Source organism: Candidatus Accumulibacter necessarius, assembly GCF_036625085.1.
Map to the genome: position 1 here is coordinate 158,851 of NZ_JAZKUM010000007.1, position 16,095 is coordinate 174,945.

General features: G+C 63.6%; 14 protein-coding genes. 9 read left to right on the forward strand and 5 right to left on the reverse strand.

Features of this window, described 5'->3' with window-relative positions; genetic code table 11:
- Positions 1-84 precede the first annotated feature (84 nt).
- Entirely contained in the window at positions 85-1,266 is a 1,182-nt protein-coding gene (locus V5B44_RS19060; RefSeq protein WP_332357344.1) for a transposase, read from the forward strand.
- A gap of 644 nt (positions 1,267-1,910) precedes the next feature.
- Here the strand turns inward: V5B44_RS19060 and ispH are convergent.
- From ispH to V5B44_RS19085, 5 genes are read right to left on the reverse strand one after another with little or no spacing between them, the layout of a single operon-like run.
- Positions 1,911-2,834: a 4-hydroxy-3-methylbut-2-enyl diphosphate reductase gene (gene ispH / locus V5B44_RS19065; protein WP_332360642.1), complete on the reverse strand. Its 924-nt coding sequence runs from the start codon at positions 2,832-2,834 to the stop codon at positions 1,911-1,913.
- Positions 2,835-2,842: 8 nt separating this feature from the next.
- On the reverse strand, positions 2,843-3,316 hold the full coding sequence (locus tag V5B44_RS19070) for an FKBP-type peptidyl-prolyl cis-trans isomerase (protein ID WP_332360644.1): 474 nt from the start codon (positions 3,314-3,316) through the stop codon (positions 2,843-2,845).
- Positions 3,317-3,374: 58 nt separating this feature from the next.
- A complete protein-coding gene (gene lspA / locus V5B44_RS19075; protein WP_332360646.1) occupies positions 3,375-3,905 on the reverse strand; it encodes a signal peptidase II in 531 nt (176 codons plus the stop codon).
- Positions 3,874-6,702 carry an isoleucine--tRNA ligase gene (gene ileS / locus V5B44_RS19080; protein ID WP_332360648.1) on the reverse strand — a complete coding sequence of 943 codons (2,829 nt, stop codon included), beginning with the start codon at positions 6,700-6,702 and terminating at the stop codon, positions 3,874-3,876. The genes lspA and ileS overlap by 32 nt, the downstream gene beginning before the upstream one ends.
- 8 nt (positions 6,703-6,710) lie before the next feature.
- A complete protein-coding gene (locus tag V5B44_RS19085; RefSeq protein WP_332360782.1) occupies positions 6,711-7,634 on the reverse strand; it encodes a bifunctional riboflavin kinase/FAD synthetase in 924 nt (307 codons plus the stop codon).
- 92 nt (positions 7,635-7,726) lie between these two features.
- Between V5B44_RS19085 and V5B44_RS19090 the strand changes: the two genes are divergently transcribed.
- The 8 genes from V5B44_RS19090 to V5B44_RS19125 all read left to right on the forward strand — a co-directional run bounded on the left by V5B44_RS19090 (position 7,727) and on the right by V5B44_RS19125 (position 16,092).
- Positions 7,727-10,183, forward strand: coding sequence for a heavy metal translocating P-type ATPase (locus V5B44_RS19090; RefSeq protein ID WP_332360650.1), 2,457 nt, complete (start codon positions 7,727-7,729; stop codon positions 10,181-10,183).
- A 6-nt stretch (positions 10,184-10,189) separates the two neighbouring features.
- Entirely contained in the window at positions 10,190-10,393 is a 204-nt protein-coding gene (ccoS, locus tag V5B44_RS19095; RefSeq protein WP_332360652.1) for a cbb3-type cytochrome oxidase assembly protein CcoS, read from the forward strand.
- A 337-nt stretch (positions 10,394-10,730) separates the two neighbouring features.
- Positions 10,731-12,158, forward strand: coding sequence for a cytochrome-c oxidase, cbb3-type subunit I (gene ccoN / locus V5B44_RS19100; protein ID WP_332360654.1), 1,428 nt, complete (start codon positions 10,731-10,733; stop codon positions 12,156-12,158).
- 12 nt (positions 12,159-12,170) lie between these two features.
- On the forward strand, positions 12,171-12,785 hold the full coding sequence (ccoO, locus tag V5B44_RS19105) for a cytochrome-c oxidase, cbb3-type subunit II (protein WP_332360656.1): 615 nt from the start codon (positions 12,171-12,173) through the stop codon (positions 12,783-12,785).
- A 3-nt stretch (positions 12,786-12,788) separates the two neighbouring features.
- Complete coding sequence (locus tag V5B44_RS19110; RefSeq protein WP_332360658.1) at positions 12,789-12,983, forward strand: cbb3-type cytochrome oxidase subunit 3; 195 nt, start codon at positions 12,789-12,791, stop codon at positions 12,981-12,983.
- Positions 12,980-13,891 (forward strand): cytochrome-c oxidase, cbb3-type subunit III, encoded by a 912-nt coding sequence (ccoP, locus tag V5B44_RS19115; protein WP_332360660.1) that lies wholly within the window; start codon positions 12,980-12,982, stop codon positions 13,889-13,891. The genes V5B44_RS19110 and ccoP overlap by 4 nt, the downstream gene beginning before the upstream one ends.
- A gap of 237 nt (positions 13,892-14,128) precedes the next feature.
- On the forward strand, positions 14,129-15,544 hold the full coding sequence (ccoG, locus tag V5B44_RS19120) for a cytochrome c oxidase accessory protein CcoG (RefSeq protein WP_332360662.1): 1,416 nt from the start codon (positions 14,129-14,131) through the stop codon (positions 15,542-15,544).
- A complete protein-coding gene (locus V5B44_RS19125) occupies positions 15,541-16,092 on the forward strand; it encodes a FixH family protein (protein ID WP_332360664.1) in 552 nt (183 codons plus the stop codon). Before ccoG ends, V5B44_RS19125 begins: the two co-directional genes overlap by 4 nt.
- The last annotated feature ends 3 nt before the right edge of the window (positions 16,093-16,095 follow it).

The following is a 16,095-nucleotide window of genomic DNA, read 5'->3' on the forward strand; positions in this document are numbered from 1 at the left end:
GCGGCTGGAGGCGAAAGCGGAGGACGCGGGCGGCCACTTCTGGCATGATATGGTTATCGAGACCAATATCATAACGCCCGCCAAATGAATACTACCCAACCCCAGCTGATCATGCAACGGTGGCACGTGGTTCAGCACGAGTTACTGCCCGAGTTGAAGGCGCAAGTGGGTCCGCTGACGCCGAAGCTGGAGAAGGTCATCCACACGCTGGAATGGGTACGTATCGAGGAATTCACGGCGGTTTCGTGGTGTGGCGTAGGGCGTCCGCCGTTTGAACGGGCGTGGCTGGCGAACGCCTTTGTGGCCAAGGCCGTGTTGGGCCTGACGACGACCGTGGGGCTGATTGAACGCCTGATGATCGACCGTGCGCTGCGCCGCATCTGTGGTTTCCCGCTACACAAGACGCTGCCTTCCGAGGCGACCTTCTCGCGCGCCTTCGACGAGTTTGCCGAAGGGGGCCTGAGCCAGCGCGTGCATGAAGCCCTGATCAAGGAACATCTGGGAGATCAGCTGATCGGGCATCTCAATCGTGACGGCACGGCCATCGAAGCCCGCGAACGTCCGTCCCGGAAGGAAACGCCCGCATCGGAAGCGGCCGCCACGGCACAGGCCGCCCTGTTGCCGAAGGAAGAGCGCCCTGCCGAGACGAGCGTGCCTGAAACGCCCGCACCGGCACGCAAGAGAGGCCGCCCGCGGCGCGGCGAAGCACGTCCGGCTGCGAAGGCCGCCCCGATCAAGCGCCAGCGCGAGCAAACGTTGGCTCAAATGCTCGAAGAGATTCCCACCGCGTGTGATCGCGGCACGAAGTGCAATGCCCAAGGCTACAAGAACAGTTGGCGCGGCTACAAGCTGCATCTCGACACCGCCGACTGCGGCGTCCCCATTGCGGCGCTGCTCTCCAGCGCCTCGATGCACGACAGCTTGGCCGCCATTCCGCTGTCGCTGATCAGCGCCGATCGCGTCACCAACCTTTACGACCTCATGGATGCGGCCTATTGCAGCGCCGACTTGCGCGAGCACAGCCAGAGCCTGGGCCACGTCCCCCTGATCGATCACAATCCGCGCCGCGGAGAGAAGATCGAATTCTCCCCGGCTGAAGCGATCCGCTACAACGAACGGACCGCCGCCGAGCGGAGCAACGCCCGGCTGAAGGATGAATTCGGCGGTCAGACCATCCGGGTCAAAGGCGACACCAAAGTGATGGCTCACCTGATGTTCGGCATCCTGGCGCTGTCCGCTGACCAGTTGATGCGATTACGACGATGACCGCCAGCGTTCCCTCTCCGGCCGCTGTGCATTCGCGGAATGCAGGAGGGCGCTCGCCCCGCATGAGGCAAACCATGCCATACGGTTAGCCGCTCAGCCAAGGAGACCTCCCTCGCGAAAAAAATCGCTCCCCGAGAGCGAATGGTGCGGCGCAGCAATTTGTCCGGGTGAGTTTTGCAAGAGGCTCACATGGGAAAATCTCCTCAAGAGAAAAGTGAAACAGTGTTTTTTGTTTGGGGCCTATTGACTTCAACGAACTCTTCAATCGTCCGCAGTCGACTATAAGCAGATTGCGTGCCAGATTTATTAAGCGGCTGACTTAAAAGCAAAACCGTCTTGAAGTCCGGAACCCACTCCCGCGCTGTGTAAAAAAAGTCGACAGCGCCGACGCATCTCGAGCGCCGGGTAGGGACAATCCGACCTGCGTTTGCTCTCTGCACCGAGCCGCGGGCGCGATGCAACGGGCAAGAAGTCGGGCGAGGGAGAGCCTTGCGCGCGGGGCGAGATTTGCGGTGATGCTGCGGCGCAGCCAGTCAGGGATCGAGCCGCCGGGCGACGTCAGGACCCGCGGTGATGCAGGGGCGGTGTGCCCTGCGCGCGGTCCGGCAAGGCCAACGGCCGACCGTTGCCGTTCGATCCAACCCTCAGCCCTGCAGCTCCCGCGGCAGCGCAAAGGTCACGTTTTCCTCGGCGCCATCGACCTGGTCCACCTTGCTCCGGTCGCCAGCCGCCAGTTGATCGACGACTTCCTGGACCAGGATTTCGGGTGCCGAGGCGCCGGCGGTGACGCCGACGCGGCTGGCGCCGGCGAGCCAGGCGGGGTCGATCTGCTCGGCCTGGTCGACCAGATAGGCGTGGCTGCCGATCAGCTCGGCGACTTCACGCAGGCGATTCGAGTTGGAGCTCGAGCGGCTGCCGACGACGATCACGACCTCGCTGGTCCTGGCCAGCTGCTTGACCGCATCCTGGCGGTTCTGCGTCGCGTAGCAGATGTCGTCCTTCTTCGGGCCGATGATCTCGGGGAAGCGCTCCTGGAGGGCGGCGATCACCTGTGCAGCGTCGTCCATCGACAAGGTGGTCTGGGTGACGTAGGCCAGGCGAGCCGGGTTCGCGACTTCAAGCCGGCGGGCGTCGGCGACGGTCTCGACGAGATACATGCCGTCGGCGCTCTGCCCCATGGTGCCCTCGACCTCGGGATGTCCCTTGTGGCCGATCATGACAATCTCGCGGCCCTCCCGGCGCATCCGGCCGACTTCGACATGCACCTTGGTGACCAGCGGACAGGTGGCGTCGAAGACCTTGAGGCCACGCGCCTTGGCCTCGCCGATCACGGCCCGGGAGACGCCATGGGCGCTGAAGATGACGATGCTGCCGGCGGGGACCTCGGCCAGGTGGTCGACGAAGATGGCGCCCTTGGCGCGCAGGTCATCGCAAACGAAGCGGTTATGCACCACTTCATGGCGAACGTAGATCGGCGCGCCGAACTTTTCAATTGCGCGCTCGACGATGGCGATGGCGCGCTCGACACCGGCGCAGAAGCCGCGGGGATTGGCGAGAGTGACCTGCATGCGGGGCCTCACATGATGGCGATGACTTCGACTTCGAAGCGGATCGCCTTGCCGGCGAGCGGATGGTTGAAATCGAACAGGGCGCTGCTGTCGCTCAGCTCGCGCAGGAAGCCGGCGAAGCTGGAGGCGCCGTCGGGTGAGCTGAATTCGATCAGCGAATTGACCCGGAGTTCAACCTCCGGCGGCAGCGCGCTGCGCGCGATACGTTCGACGAGGCGCGGGTTGTGGCTGCCGAAGGCGTCCACTTCGTCGAGCTGGAAGACGTGGCGCTCGCCGGTGGGTAGTCCGAGCAGGCAGCTTTCGAGCGTTTCGGCGAGCTGGCCGCTCCCCATCTGCAGAGTCGCCGGCGACAGGTCGAAGGTACTGACGTACTCGGTGCCGTCGAGGTCGGCGAGGCGGTAATGCAGCGTCAGATAGCTGTCGGGTCCGACGGTGACCGGGCTGAGCGGCGGGTACGAGTCGCTGGGTGGGATGGGGTTCATCGATCTGCTCGCTCGAGGTACCGTTCGAAATGCCCGGCGGTGGCCGCACGCGGATCCTTCAAGGTTGCTCCCCGGGACGGCTGCGGGCGGAATCGGGCGCGGCGGGCTTGCTGGCGAGCTGATCCCAGACCATCAGCACGGCGCCGACGCTGATCGCCGAGTCGGCGATGTTGAAGGCGGGCCAGTAGAAACCGGCGACGTGCCATTGAATGAAGTCGACCACGGCGCCGAAGCGCAGGCGGTCGATGACATTGCCGAGGGCGCCGCCGAGGATCAGCGTCAGCGCCAGCGAGAGCCGGAATTCGCCGCTGTGGCGCGGCAGGATGCTGACGATCCAGGCCGAGATGGCGAGCGCCAGGACGGTGAAGAACCAGCGCTGCCAGCCACCCGCATCGGAGAGGAAGCTGAAGGCCGCGCCCGGGTTGAATGTCAGCACCCAGTTGAAGAAGGGCGCGACGTAGATCGAATCACCCGGCTGCAGCCAGGCGAGGACCAGCCACTTGCTCACCTGGTCACAGACGACGATGATGCCCGCCAGCCACAGCCAGCGGTCGATGTTACGCGAAGGCACGGGTTTCGCCCTCGCCATGCAGGTTGTCGATACAGCGGCCGCAGAGGCCGGGGTGATCGGGGTTGGCGCCGACGTCGGCGCGCACGTGCCAGCAGCGCTCGCATTTGGCGTGCGGCAACGGGCTGCACCGCAACTCGTCGCTGGCGTTGCGAATGACGTTCGTCTGCGAGCAGATGAGGACAAAACGCAGGTCGTCGCCGAGCGAGGCGAGCAGTTCGTACTTTTCGCCGTCGCAGTGCAGACTCACTGCGGCCTGCAACGACGAGCCGATGCGGCCCGCGATGCGCAGTTCTTCGAGGGCGCGCATGACTTCCGCCCGATAGCTGCGGATCTTGCGCCATTTTTCGAGCAGTTCGTCTTCCGCTGCCGGCGCCGGCAGCGGCTGCCAGGTCTGCAGCATCACCGACTGCTCGCCGTCGCCGGTCTGCAACTGCCAGATTTCTTCGGCCGTGAAGCAGAGAACCGGCGCCATCAGCTTGGTCAGGCACTGCAGGATGTGCCACAACGCGGCCTGCGCCGAACGGCGAGCTGGCGAGCTGGCGGCCGCGGTGTACAGCCGGTCCTTGAGGATGTCGAGGTAGAAGCCGCCGAGATCCTCGGAGCAGAAGGTCTGCAGCGACTGGACGACGCGGTGGAACTCGAAGCGCTCGTAGTCGGCTTCGCACTGCGCCTGCAGTTGCCGGGTCATGGCCAGCGCGTAGCGGTCGATTTCCAGCCATTGCTGGACTTCCGGCAGGTCGCGGCCAGGGTCGAAGTCCGACGTGTTGGCGAGCAGGAAGCGCAGCGTGTTGCGGATGCGGCGGTAGGCCTCGACGACCCGCTTGAGAATCTCGTCGGAGATCGACAGTTCGCCCGAGTAGTCGGTGGCGGCGACCCACAGGCGGAGGATTTCGGCGCCGAGCGTGTCGGCAATCTTCTGCGGCGCGATCACGTTGCCTTTCGATTTCGACATCTTCAGGCCCTTGCCGTCGACGACGAAGCCGTGCGTCAGCAGCGCCTTGTACGGCGCGCGGCCGTCCATGGCGCAGCCGATCAGCAGCGAACTCTGGAACCAGCCGCGATGCTGATCGGAGCCTTCGAGGTAGAGATCGGCCGGATACGCCAGTTCGCTGCGGTGCGAGCCGCGCAGCACGCTCGCGTGCGTAGAGCCGGAGTCGAACCAGACGTCGAGCGTATCGCTCATCTTGCGGTACTGGTCGGCCTCGGCACCGAGCAGTTCGCGCGCGTCGAGCGCGAACCAGGCTTCGATGCCGGCCTGCTCGACCCGTTGGGCGACGGCTTCGACGAGCTCGGCGGTGCGCGGATGCGGCGCGCCGGTTTCGCGATGCAGGAAGAAGGGCAGGGGTACACCCCAGTTGCGCTGCCGCGAGACGCACCAGTCCGGGCGCGTACGCATCATCGCTTCGAGGCGCGCCCGACCCCAGCTCGGGAAGAAGCGGGTTTCGTCGACGGCGCGTTCGGCGCACCAGCGCAGGGTCGGCTCTTCTTCGTCGGGCTGCGCCGCTGAAGACGCGGGCGGCGGTGGACGGTGGTCCATACCGATGAACCATTGCGTCGTGGCGCGAAAAATGATCGGCGTCTTGTGGCGCCAGCAGTGCGGGTAGCTGTGCTGAATCTTCTCCGCCTTGAGCAGGTGACCATTGGCGGCGAGTTCCTGCAGCACCAGCGGGTTGGCCTCCCAGACCGATTTTCCGGCAAGTTCGCCAACTCCGAGCGCTGGCGTGCCGGCAACAAAACGGCCGTCGTCGCCGACCGGGTTGTTGACCGGCAGGCCGTAGACCTTGCCGATCAGGTAGTCGTCGGTGCCGTGCGCCGGGGCGGTGTGCACCAGGCCGGTGCCGGCTTCCAGGGTGACGTGCCGGCCGCAGATGATCGCCACGTCTCGCGGCTGGAAGGGGTGTTTTAGCAGCACCTGTTCGAGCGCGGCGCCCCTGGCGGAACCGATCACCGTGCCGGCCAGCGCGTAACGCTGCAGGCAGGCTGCGGCCAGTTCGCGGACGAGGATCAGGGCGCCTCTTGGTGTGTCGATCAGGTCGTAGTCGAAATCCGGGTGGGCGCAGACCGCCTCGTTCGCCGGCAGGGTCCATGGCGTCGTCGTCCAGATGACGGCGAAGGCCGGGCCCCGCAGGTGGCTGAGGCCGAAGGCCCTGGCCAGCTTGTCGGCGTGATTGGGATGCACCTCGAAAGCGACGTCGATTGCCGACGAAGTCTTGTCTTCGTACTCGACCTCGGCTTCGGCCAGCGCCGAACCGCAGTCGAGACACCAGTTGACCGGTTTGAGCCCCTGGTAGAGGTAGCCCTTCTCGAGGATGGTGCCGAGCGTCCGGATTTCGTCGGCCTCGGTCTTGAAGTCCATTGTCAGGTAGGGTTGGTCCCAGGCGCCGAGAATGCCCAGCCGGATGAAGTCCTTCTTCTGGCGCTCGATCTGTTCGCCGGCGAAGGCGCGGCACAACTCGCGCACGCGGTCAGCCGCGACGTGCTTGCCGTGCAGTTTTTCGATCTGATGCTCGATCGGCAGGCCGTGGCAGTCCCAGCCCGGAACGTAGGGCGCATCGAATCCGGCCAGCGTTCTGGCGCGGACGATGATGTCCTTGAGGATCTTGTTGACTGCATGGCCGATGTGGATGTCACCATTGGCGTACGGCGGTCCGTCGTGCAGAACGAAGCGGGGGCGGCCCCGCGAGGCCTCGCGGATCCGCTCGTAAAGCCTGCCCTGTTGCCAGGCGGCGACCCACTCGGGTTCGCGCCGGGCAAGGTCGCCGCGCATCGGAAACGGCGTGTCGGTGAGATTGAGGGTTTTCTTGTAGTCGGCCATGGCGGTTCTCACAACTGGAAGTACGCTTTCACGGCGGCAACGTCGCTGGCGATCTGCGCCTTCAGGGCGTTGAAGTCCGGGAATTTCATTTCGTCGCGCAACTTGTGCAGGAAGCGGACGTTGAGATGGGCGCCGTAGATGTCGGCGGAGAAATCAAGCAGATGCACTTCAAGCAGCGCTCGTACGACCTGATGGGCGGTGGGGCGGTAGCCGAGGTTGGCGGCGCCCCGGTGCGGGCCGCCCGGCAAGCCCCTGACTTCGACTGCAAAGACGCCCTGCAGCGGTGGTCGCTCGTGCTTGATGCGGATGTTCGCCGTGTGGAAGCCAAGCTGGCGGCCGATCTTGTCGCCGTGCACGACGCGGCCATCGATCGAGTAGGGGCGGCCGAGCAGACGCGCCGCGTGTTCCAGTCGGCCGGCCTGGAGGGCGTCGCGAACCGCCGAGCTGGAGGCGCGTTCGCCATCCACGGTGACGCTCGCCATGGCTTCGACCTGGAAGCCGAGACCGGCGCCGGCCTCGCGCAGCAGCGCGAAGTCGCCGGCCCGCCCGGCACCGAAGCGGAAATCATCGCCGACGATCAGTTGCCGTACGCGCAGCGCGCCGACCAGTATCCGCTCGATGAACTCTTCGGCGCTCAGGGCGGCGAAGCCCGCATTGAAGCGGCAGACGTGCGCGAGGTCGACGCCGTCGTCGGCGAGCAGCTCGAGTTTTTCACGCAGCGTGGACAGGCGCGGCGGTGCCGATTCCGGGGCGAAGAATTCGCGCGGATGGGGCTCGAAGGTGAGCACCGCCGCGGGCAGGCCGGCATTCGCCGCTGCCGCCTTCAGACGAGCGAGCAGCGCGCGATGACCGAGATGTACGCCATCGAAGTTGCCTATGGTGAGGACGGTGGCACTGTGCGCTGTCGGCGAGAAACCGCGATAGACGATCATCGGGCGCGAGTGGGGACGGACAAAACGTGCGATTATAACCAGTTTCGTGCGCCGCCGGCCGGCGCTGGCCTCTTTTCCCATCTGCGGCAGGAATGAACATCGGCAATTGCTACCACTGTGGTCAGCCCATCCCGACCGGGGTCGACCTGGCGACCTCCATCGATGGCCAAGCACGCGCCATGTGCTGCGGTGGCTGTCAGGCGGTTGCGCAGGCGATTGTCGACCACGGGCTGTCCGACTACTACCGCAATCGCGATGCCCTGCCCAATGCCCCGCGCGAGGCGATGCCGGCGATCGTCGAAGACCTCCAGCTCTATGATCACGCAGACTTCCAGAAGAGCTTCGTGCGGCTGCTCGGTGACGATCCCGATCGCAGCGAGCGCGAGGCGTCGCTGATCCTCGAGGGAATCACCTGTTCGGCCTGCATCTGGCTGAACGAGCAGCATCTTTCGCGCCTCGCCGGGGTGACCGCAGTCGACATCAATTACGCGACGCGGCGTGCCCGGGTCCGCTGGGACGAGCGGCGAGTCCGGCTGTCCGGGATCCTGGCGGCGATTGCGGCGATTGGCTACCGCGCCTACCCCTACGACGCGGCGAAGAGCGAGCAACTGGCACGCCACGAGCGCCGCAGCGCGCTTTGGCGGGTGTTTGTTGCCGGTTTCGGCATGATGCAGGTGATGATGTACGCGGTACCGGTGTATCTGGCCGGTGACGGCGAGATGACGCCGGCAGTCGAACAATTGATGCGCTGGGCGAGCCTGGCGCTGACGGCGCCCGTGGTCTTCTATTCGGCGGCGCCATTTTTCCGCAACGCCTGGCGCGATCTCCGGCTGCGCCGAGCGGGAATGGATGTGCCGGTGGCGCTGGGCATCGGCGCCGCTTTTGTGGCCAGTGTCTGGGCGACGTTGACGGCCAGCGGCGAGGTCTATTTCGACTCGGTGACGATGTTCGTCTTTTTCCTCTTGAGCGGGCGCTTCCTGGAAATGACGGCTCGTCAGCGAGCGGTCAGTGTCACCGAGGCGCTGGCCAGGCTGATGCCGGTGGTGGCGACCCGCCTTGCCGCCTACCCGGCGAACCGCGACGGCGAGCAGGTGCTGGCGGCCGACCTGCGGCCCGGCGAGGTGGTCCTGGTACGGCCTGGCGAGACGATTCCGGCCGATGGTCAGGTCATTGAAGGGGTGAGCAGCGCCAATGAGGCCCTGCTCACCGGCGAGAGTGCGCCGGTTGGCAAGCGTCCGGGAGTGGCCGTGACTGGCGGTGCGGTCAATATCGAGAGTCCGTTGCTGATCGAGGTGACGCAGGTGGGCAACGGCACCCGGCTGTCGGCGATCGTCCGGCTGATGGAACGGGCGGCGACCGAGAAGCCGCGAATCGTTGAGCTGGCCGACCGCATCGCCAGTCATTTCATCATCACGCTGTTGTTCCTCGCCGCGGCGGTGGCCGTCGCCTGGTGGTTCATCGATCCCCGGCAGGTGCTGTGGATCACGGTTTCGGTGCTGGTCGTGACCTGCCCCTGTGCCTTGTCGCTGGCGACGCCGGTGGCGCTGACCGTGGCCAGCGGGGCGATGGCCAGAGCCGGTCTGCTGGTGACCCGCAGCCATGCGGTCGAGACCCTGGCGCGGGCCAGCCATTTCGTTTTCGACAAGACCGGCACACTGACCACCGGCGAGATGAAACTGCTTGAAGTGCTGCCGCTCGGCAGGCTGGACCGGGACGCTAGTCTGGCTTTGGCGGCGGCGCTCGAGCAGGCGTCGGAACATCCGATTGGCGCTGCCTTGCGGCAGGCAGCGGCGGGTCAGGTTCTGCCGCTGGTCGATTCCCTGGTCAACGAGCCAGGCTGTGGCGTCAGCGCCGTCCAGGCGGGCCGCAAGGTGCGCCTTGGCCGTCCCGACCACGTTGTTGCCCTGCATGGCAAGCCGCTGCCGGAACGCGCTCGGTCCCTGTCCGGCAGCGGCGATACGGTGATCGGGCTCGGCGACGAGGCTGGCTGGATCGCGCTCTTTCGCCTGGGCGACGATCCGCGACCGGAGGCGGCAGCGCTGGTGTCCGCCTTGCGGGCGGCGGGGCGGCAGGTGGCGCTGCTGACCGGCGACGCCGCACCGGCTGCTCGCCGAGTGGCGTTGGCGTTGGGGATTGACGAGGTGGAGGCGAACGCTTCACCGCAGGCCAAGCACGACTACGTGCGTCGACTGCAGGCCGGCGGGGCCGTGGTGGCGATGGTTGGCGACGGCGTCAATGATGCGCCGGTGCTGGCGCAGGCGCAGGTGTCGGTGGCCATGGGCGGGGGTTCGCAGTTGGCGCGCACGCAGGCCGATCTGGTGCTGCTCTCGGAAAACCTCGATCACCTGCGGCGCGGCATTCTCGTCGCGCGCAGTTCACTACGCGTGATCCGGCAGAACCTGTGGTGGTCCTTCGCCTATAATCTGGTCGTCCTGCCTCTGGCGATGAGCGGTTTCATCACCCCGTGGATGGCCGGCATCGGCATGTCGGGCAGTTCCTTTCTGGTGGTCGCGAATTCCTTGCGGTTGCAGAAGCTTGCCGAGCGCTGAGCGATCATGGAAACCCTGTACCTGCTGATTCCAATCTCCGTCGTGCTGGTCTTCCTGATCGGCATCGCCTTCTGGTGGTCGCTGCGCAGCGGCCAGTTCGACGATCTCGAAGGGCCGGCCTACCGTATCCTGATGGACGACGACCGCTCGTCGCCGCCAACGGCAACCAAGGATGCCGCCGCGCCGGCCGAACCCGGATCAGACTCGTGACAAAGCCGAGCCCGGGCGGGTGGGCCGAATCTGCGCAACTCTTGACGCAGGTCAAGACGATTCTCCTGCGTGCTGGGACAATTGCCCGGTCGATGGCGTCAATCCTTTGGTATTTGGCGCCTGACGGGTGTCAGGCCATTTCTCTGTTGGGGTTTGGGTGCGTTTCGACGCACCCTTTTTTTCGCCATAGGGATTCGCCTGTGCTAACCGCGCGGAGCTTGATCTGTGTCAAATTTGACCTCCAGCGGTTAAAATAACATGTTGAAAGTTAGTGCTCAGAATAAGGGCATTCAGGGCGGTGAAAACCGGTTTTTTTGGTCAAGAACGAGGTGAGTCCATGTCGGAAACTCAGTCAACATACAATTACAAGGTGGTGCGGCAGTTTGCCGTGATGACGGTCGTCTGGGGAATTGTCGGAATGCTGGTCGGCGTCATCATAGCCGCCCAGCTGGTCTGGCCGGAGCTCAATGTCGGTTGGCTGCATTTCGGCCGCCTGCGTCCATTGCACACCAACGCCGTGATCTTCGCCTTCGGCGGCAGCGCATTGTTCGCCACCTCGTATTACGTGGTGCAGCGCACCTGCCATACGCGAATCTTCTCCGATGGCCTGGCTGCCTTCACCTTCTGGGGCTGGCAATTGGTGATCGTCCTGGCCGCCCTTACCCTGCCCCTGGGGTTTACTCAGGGCAAGGAATACGCCGAGCTTGAGTGGCCGATCGACATCCTCATCACGCTGGTCTGGGTGGCGTATGCTGTGGTCTTTTTCGGCACCATCGCCAAGCGCAAGGTGACGCACATCTATGTCGCCAACTGGTTTTATGGCGGTTTCATCCTCGCCGTGGCGCTGCTGCATCTGGTCAATAGTGCTGCCATCCCGGTCTCGCTGACCAAGTCCTACTCGGCTTACGCCGGCGTACAGGACGCCATGGTGCAATGGTGGTACGGCCACAACGCGGTCGGCTTTTTCCTCACCGCCGGCTTCCTGGGCATGATGTACTACTTCGTGCCGAAGCAGGCCGAACGGCCGGTGTACTCGTACCGCCTGTCAGTGGTTCACTTCTGGGCGCTGATCTTCACCTACATGTGGGCCGGTCCGCACCACCTGCATTACACCGCGCTGCCGGACTGGACCCAGTCGGTGGGCATGCTGTTCTCGCTGATCCTGCTGGCGCCCTCGTGGGGTGGCATGATCAACGGCGTGATGACTCTTTCGGGTGCCTGGCACAAGCTGCGTGATGATCCGATCCTCAAGTTCCTGATCACCTCGCTGTCGTTCTACGGTATGTCCACCTTTGAAGGCCCGATGATGGCCATCAAGACGGTCAATGCGCTGTCGCACTACACCGACTGGACGGTCGGACACGTGCATTCGGGTGCTCTGGGCTGGGTGGCGATGGTTTCGATCGGTTCCATCTATTACCTGTTGCCGCGCCTGTTCGGCAAGTCCGAGATGTTCAGTGTCAAGCTGATCACGGTACATTTCTGGGTGGCGACGATCGGCGTGGTGCTCTACATCGCCTCGATGTGGATTGCCGGTGTGATGCAGGGCCTGATGTGGCGGGCGGTCAACCTCGATGGCACGCTGACCTACAGCTTCGTCGAATCGGTCAAGGCTTCGTACCCGTTCTGGGCGATCCGTTTCCTCGGGGGCGTTCTTTTCCTCTGCGGCATGCTGATCATGGCCTACAACATGGTCAAGACGATTGCCGGTGGCCGGACCGTCGACGACGCACGCGTCCTGCTGCCCGCCGCTCATCACGCCTGACAGGGGAAAGAAATGAAACTTACGCAAGATGCAATTGAACGCAATGTCGGGCTGATGGTACTGCTGACCCTGCTGGTGGTCAGCGTCGGTGGTCTGGTCGAGATCGTGCCGCTCTTTTTCCAGAAGTCCACCACCGAGCCGGTGACCGGGCTCAAGCCCTACGATCCGGTTCGTCTGACCGGGCGTGATGTCTATATCCGTGAAGGCTGCTTCCTTTGCCACTCACAGATGATTCGCCCCTTCCGCGCGGAAACCGAACGCTATGGGCATTATTCGGTTGCGGGTGAGTTCGTCTATGATCATCCGTTCCAGTGGGGTTCCAAGCGGACCGGCCCGGACCTGCATCGAGTCGGCGGGCGTTACTCGGATGAATGGCATCGCGCGCACTTGATCAATCCGCGTGACGTGGTTCCCGAGTCCAACATGCCTGCCTTTGCTTTCCTCGAGAAGGCGGCGGCCGATGCGAACAGCATCGAGAGCAAGATGCACGCTCTGCGCAAGGTCGGTGTTCCCTATACCGACGACGAAATTGCCGGGGCCAGAAAGCAGCTCGAAGGCAAGAGCGAACTTGACGCTCTCGTTGCCTACCTGCAGGGCATGGGCCTCGAAATGAAGAACGTGAAGTAGGCCATGGACATCAACGATCTGAGATCCATCGTCACCGTCGTTTCCCTGCTGACTTTCCTCGGGATCGTCTGGTGGGCTTACGGCGTGAAAGGCAACAAGAAGCGCTTCGAGGAAGCGGCCATGCTGCCGTTCAGCGATGAAGAGGCGGATCGGCTGGAACTGGGGCTGGATCGCAACGGACAAAGGAAAGCATCATGAACGATTTTGTTAATCAGTTTTGGAACTGGTACGTCATTCTTCTCGTGTTGGTCAGCATCATTGCCTGCGGCGTGCTGTTGTGGACGCAAAGCAGTCCGCCTGCCGGCAGCAAGGTCGACACCACCGGGCATGTATGGGACGAGACGCTTGAGGAATACAACAATCCCCTGCCCAAATGGTGGATGTGGCTGTTCTATATCACGGTGATTTTCTCGCTGGTCTACGCCGTGCTCTATCCGACACTCGGCAGTTTCCCGGGGCTCCTCGGCTGGTCGTCCAGTGGCCAGTGGGCAAAGGAAATGGCAAAGTTCGACGAGCAGACCAGACCGCTCTATGCCAAGTACATGAAGACGGATCTCAAGGCGCTGGCTGCCGACAAGGAGGCCAACGAGACCGGCAAGCGCCTGTACCTGACCTACTGCATGCAGTGCCATGGTGCTGATGCACGCGGCTCGAAGGGCTTCCCGAATCTTGCCGATAACGACTGGCAGTGGGGTGGCGAACCGGCCCAGATTGTCGAGACGATCAGCGCCGGCCGCATGGGGGTGATGCCGCCGCACGCTCAGCTCGGTGCCGAAACGATCAAGGATCTGGCTGCCTATGTACGTTCGCTGTCCGCTTTGCCGGCTGATCCGGTGCGCGTCGCCAAGGGGCAGGAAGCCTTCAACAGTGCCGGCTGCTCGGGCTGTCACGGGCCGGATGGCAAGGGCATGCATGCGCTGGGGGCTCCAAACCTGACCGACAAGGTCTGGCTCTATGGTAGTTCCGAGGCAACGATCATCGAGACCATCACCAAGGGCCGCACTAACCAGATGCCGGCCTGGAAAGAGTTCCTTGGTGACGAAAAGGTGCATGTTCTTTCTGCCTATGTCCTGAGCCTGAGCCCTGACGCCGCTGCCAGCAAGTAAGTTGTCTTTGACAACGGGGCGGCGTGGCCGCTCCGTCCTTGTACGGGCCCAGGATGGCGCTGCCCTGACGCCATCCAGCAGGCACGACTGGCCGGCGTAAGCGCAACGTCCGGCCCGGATTTGTCGCGCGGCGTTGCAATTCAATTCGGCTTTGGCTGATTCAGATCAAGTTCACTCTCGCACCAGAACGTAATATTATAGTTTGCTGTAATTCTGAAATCGATTGGAGCCGAGATCATGGACCAGGCGGCCGGAAGCAAGGCCAAGGCAATTCCCATCAACGTCGATACCTTGTACGAGAAGCACAAGACCGTCTACGTCCGCAGCGTCACAGGGTTCTTCAATAACTGGCGCTGGGCGATGGTCTTCTTTACCCAGGCTCTGTTCTATGGCCTGTGCTGGCTGGAGTGGGGTGGACGGCAGGCGGTGCTCTTTCATATCGTCGAACGCAAGTTCTACATTTTTGGCCTGGTCTTCTGGCCGCAGGACGTCATCTACCTGGCGATTCTGCTGGTGATTTCCGCCTATGGCCTGTTCCTGGTCACCGCCGTGGGCGGGCGACTCTTCTGCGGCTATGCTTGTCCGCAGACGGTCTATACCGAGATTCTGCTGTGGATCGAGCGCAAGATCGAGGGTGAACGCCCCGCCCGCATGAAACTCGACGCGCAGCCGATGAATCCGCGCAAGCTTCGGCTGAAGCTCATCAAGCATTCGCTGTGGCTGGTGATTGCTCTGTGGACAGGGATCACCTTTGTCGGCTATTTCACGCCGATCAAGGATCTGCTGGCGGCGATCGCTGCTTTCGATCTCGGCCCCTGGGAAGCTTTCTGGATCCTTTTCTACGCCGCGTTCCTTTACCTCATGGCGGGCTTCCTGCGCGAGCAGGTCTGCAAGTACATGTGTCCGTATGCCCGCTTCCAGGGCGTGATGTTCGACCCGGATACCCTGATCATCAGCTACGACCCCGAGCGGGGGGAGCCGCGGGGATTGCGCAAGAAGGGATCCGCCGCGACGGCGCAGCCACTCGGCGACTGTGTGGACTGCAGCATATGTGTTCAGGTCTGCCCGACAGGCATCGACATCCGCAATGGCCTGCAGCTCGAATGCATTGCCTGCGCGGCATGCGTCGATGCCTGCGATCAGGTGATGGACAAGGTTGGCTCGCCGCGTGGCCTGATTCGCTACTCGACCGAGAATGCCCTAGCGAAACACTATACGGCAAAGGACATGTTTGCCCACCTGTTGCGGGCGAGAACGCTGTTGTACACCAGCATTCTGCTGGCGATCATTTTTGCGGCCGTGTGGAGTCTTACCCACCGCGTGCCCCTGAAGGTTGACGTTTTGCGTGACCGCTCGACCTTGTCGCGCGAGGCAGACGACGGGCGCATCGAGAACGTCTTCAGGCTGCACATCTCGAACACCGACGAAGCGAAACATAGCTATGTGATCAGTGTCAGCGGTATCGACGGTATTGATATCGTCGGCGAGCGTCTGGTGGAGGTGCCGTCGGCTTCATCGACGACTGTCGCACTATCGGCGCGGGTCGAGCCGGGGGCGGGCAAGAAGGGTTCGAACCAGATCTTTTTCGACATCAGGGCCGAGGGTGACGATGAGATTGCGGTGCGCGAGAAGGCGAGCTTCTTCCTGCCATGAATAGCAAGCTGAATGCCGGCGCCCAGCCGTGGTACCGTGAGCCCTGGCCGTGGCTGCTGATGCTGGGGCCGCTGGTGGTTATCGTGGCGGGTTTTGTGACCGCTTATCTGGCAGTCGTCAGCAATGACGGTCTGGTCGAGGACGACTACTACAAGCAGGGCTTGGCGGTGAACCAGCGTACGGCGCGCGCTCAGCGGGCTGCCGAGTTGGGAATCGAGGCTCAACTGCTGCTGGGCGGCGCTGGTGACCGAGTTCGCGCCCTGCTGCGCGGCAAGGAGGGCTTCCACCTGCCGGAAGTGTTGAACCTGCGCATTGTGCATCCGACGCGCCCGGGTTTCGACCAGAAGGTGGTTCTGCGTTCCGAGGGGGGCGGGGTCTATACAGGTGCTCTGGCGCCCCTGCAAGGCCGCTGGCATGTGACGCTCGAGGACGACAGGCAGGAGTGGCGCTTGGCGGGTGATTGGCTAACGGAGTCGCAGGCGACGTTGCGCTTGACGGCATTGGCCAGGGCAGAGGCTGTTTTGCAGACAGATTCAGACGGGAGGTAGGAG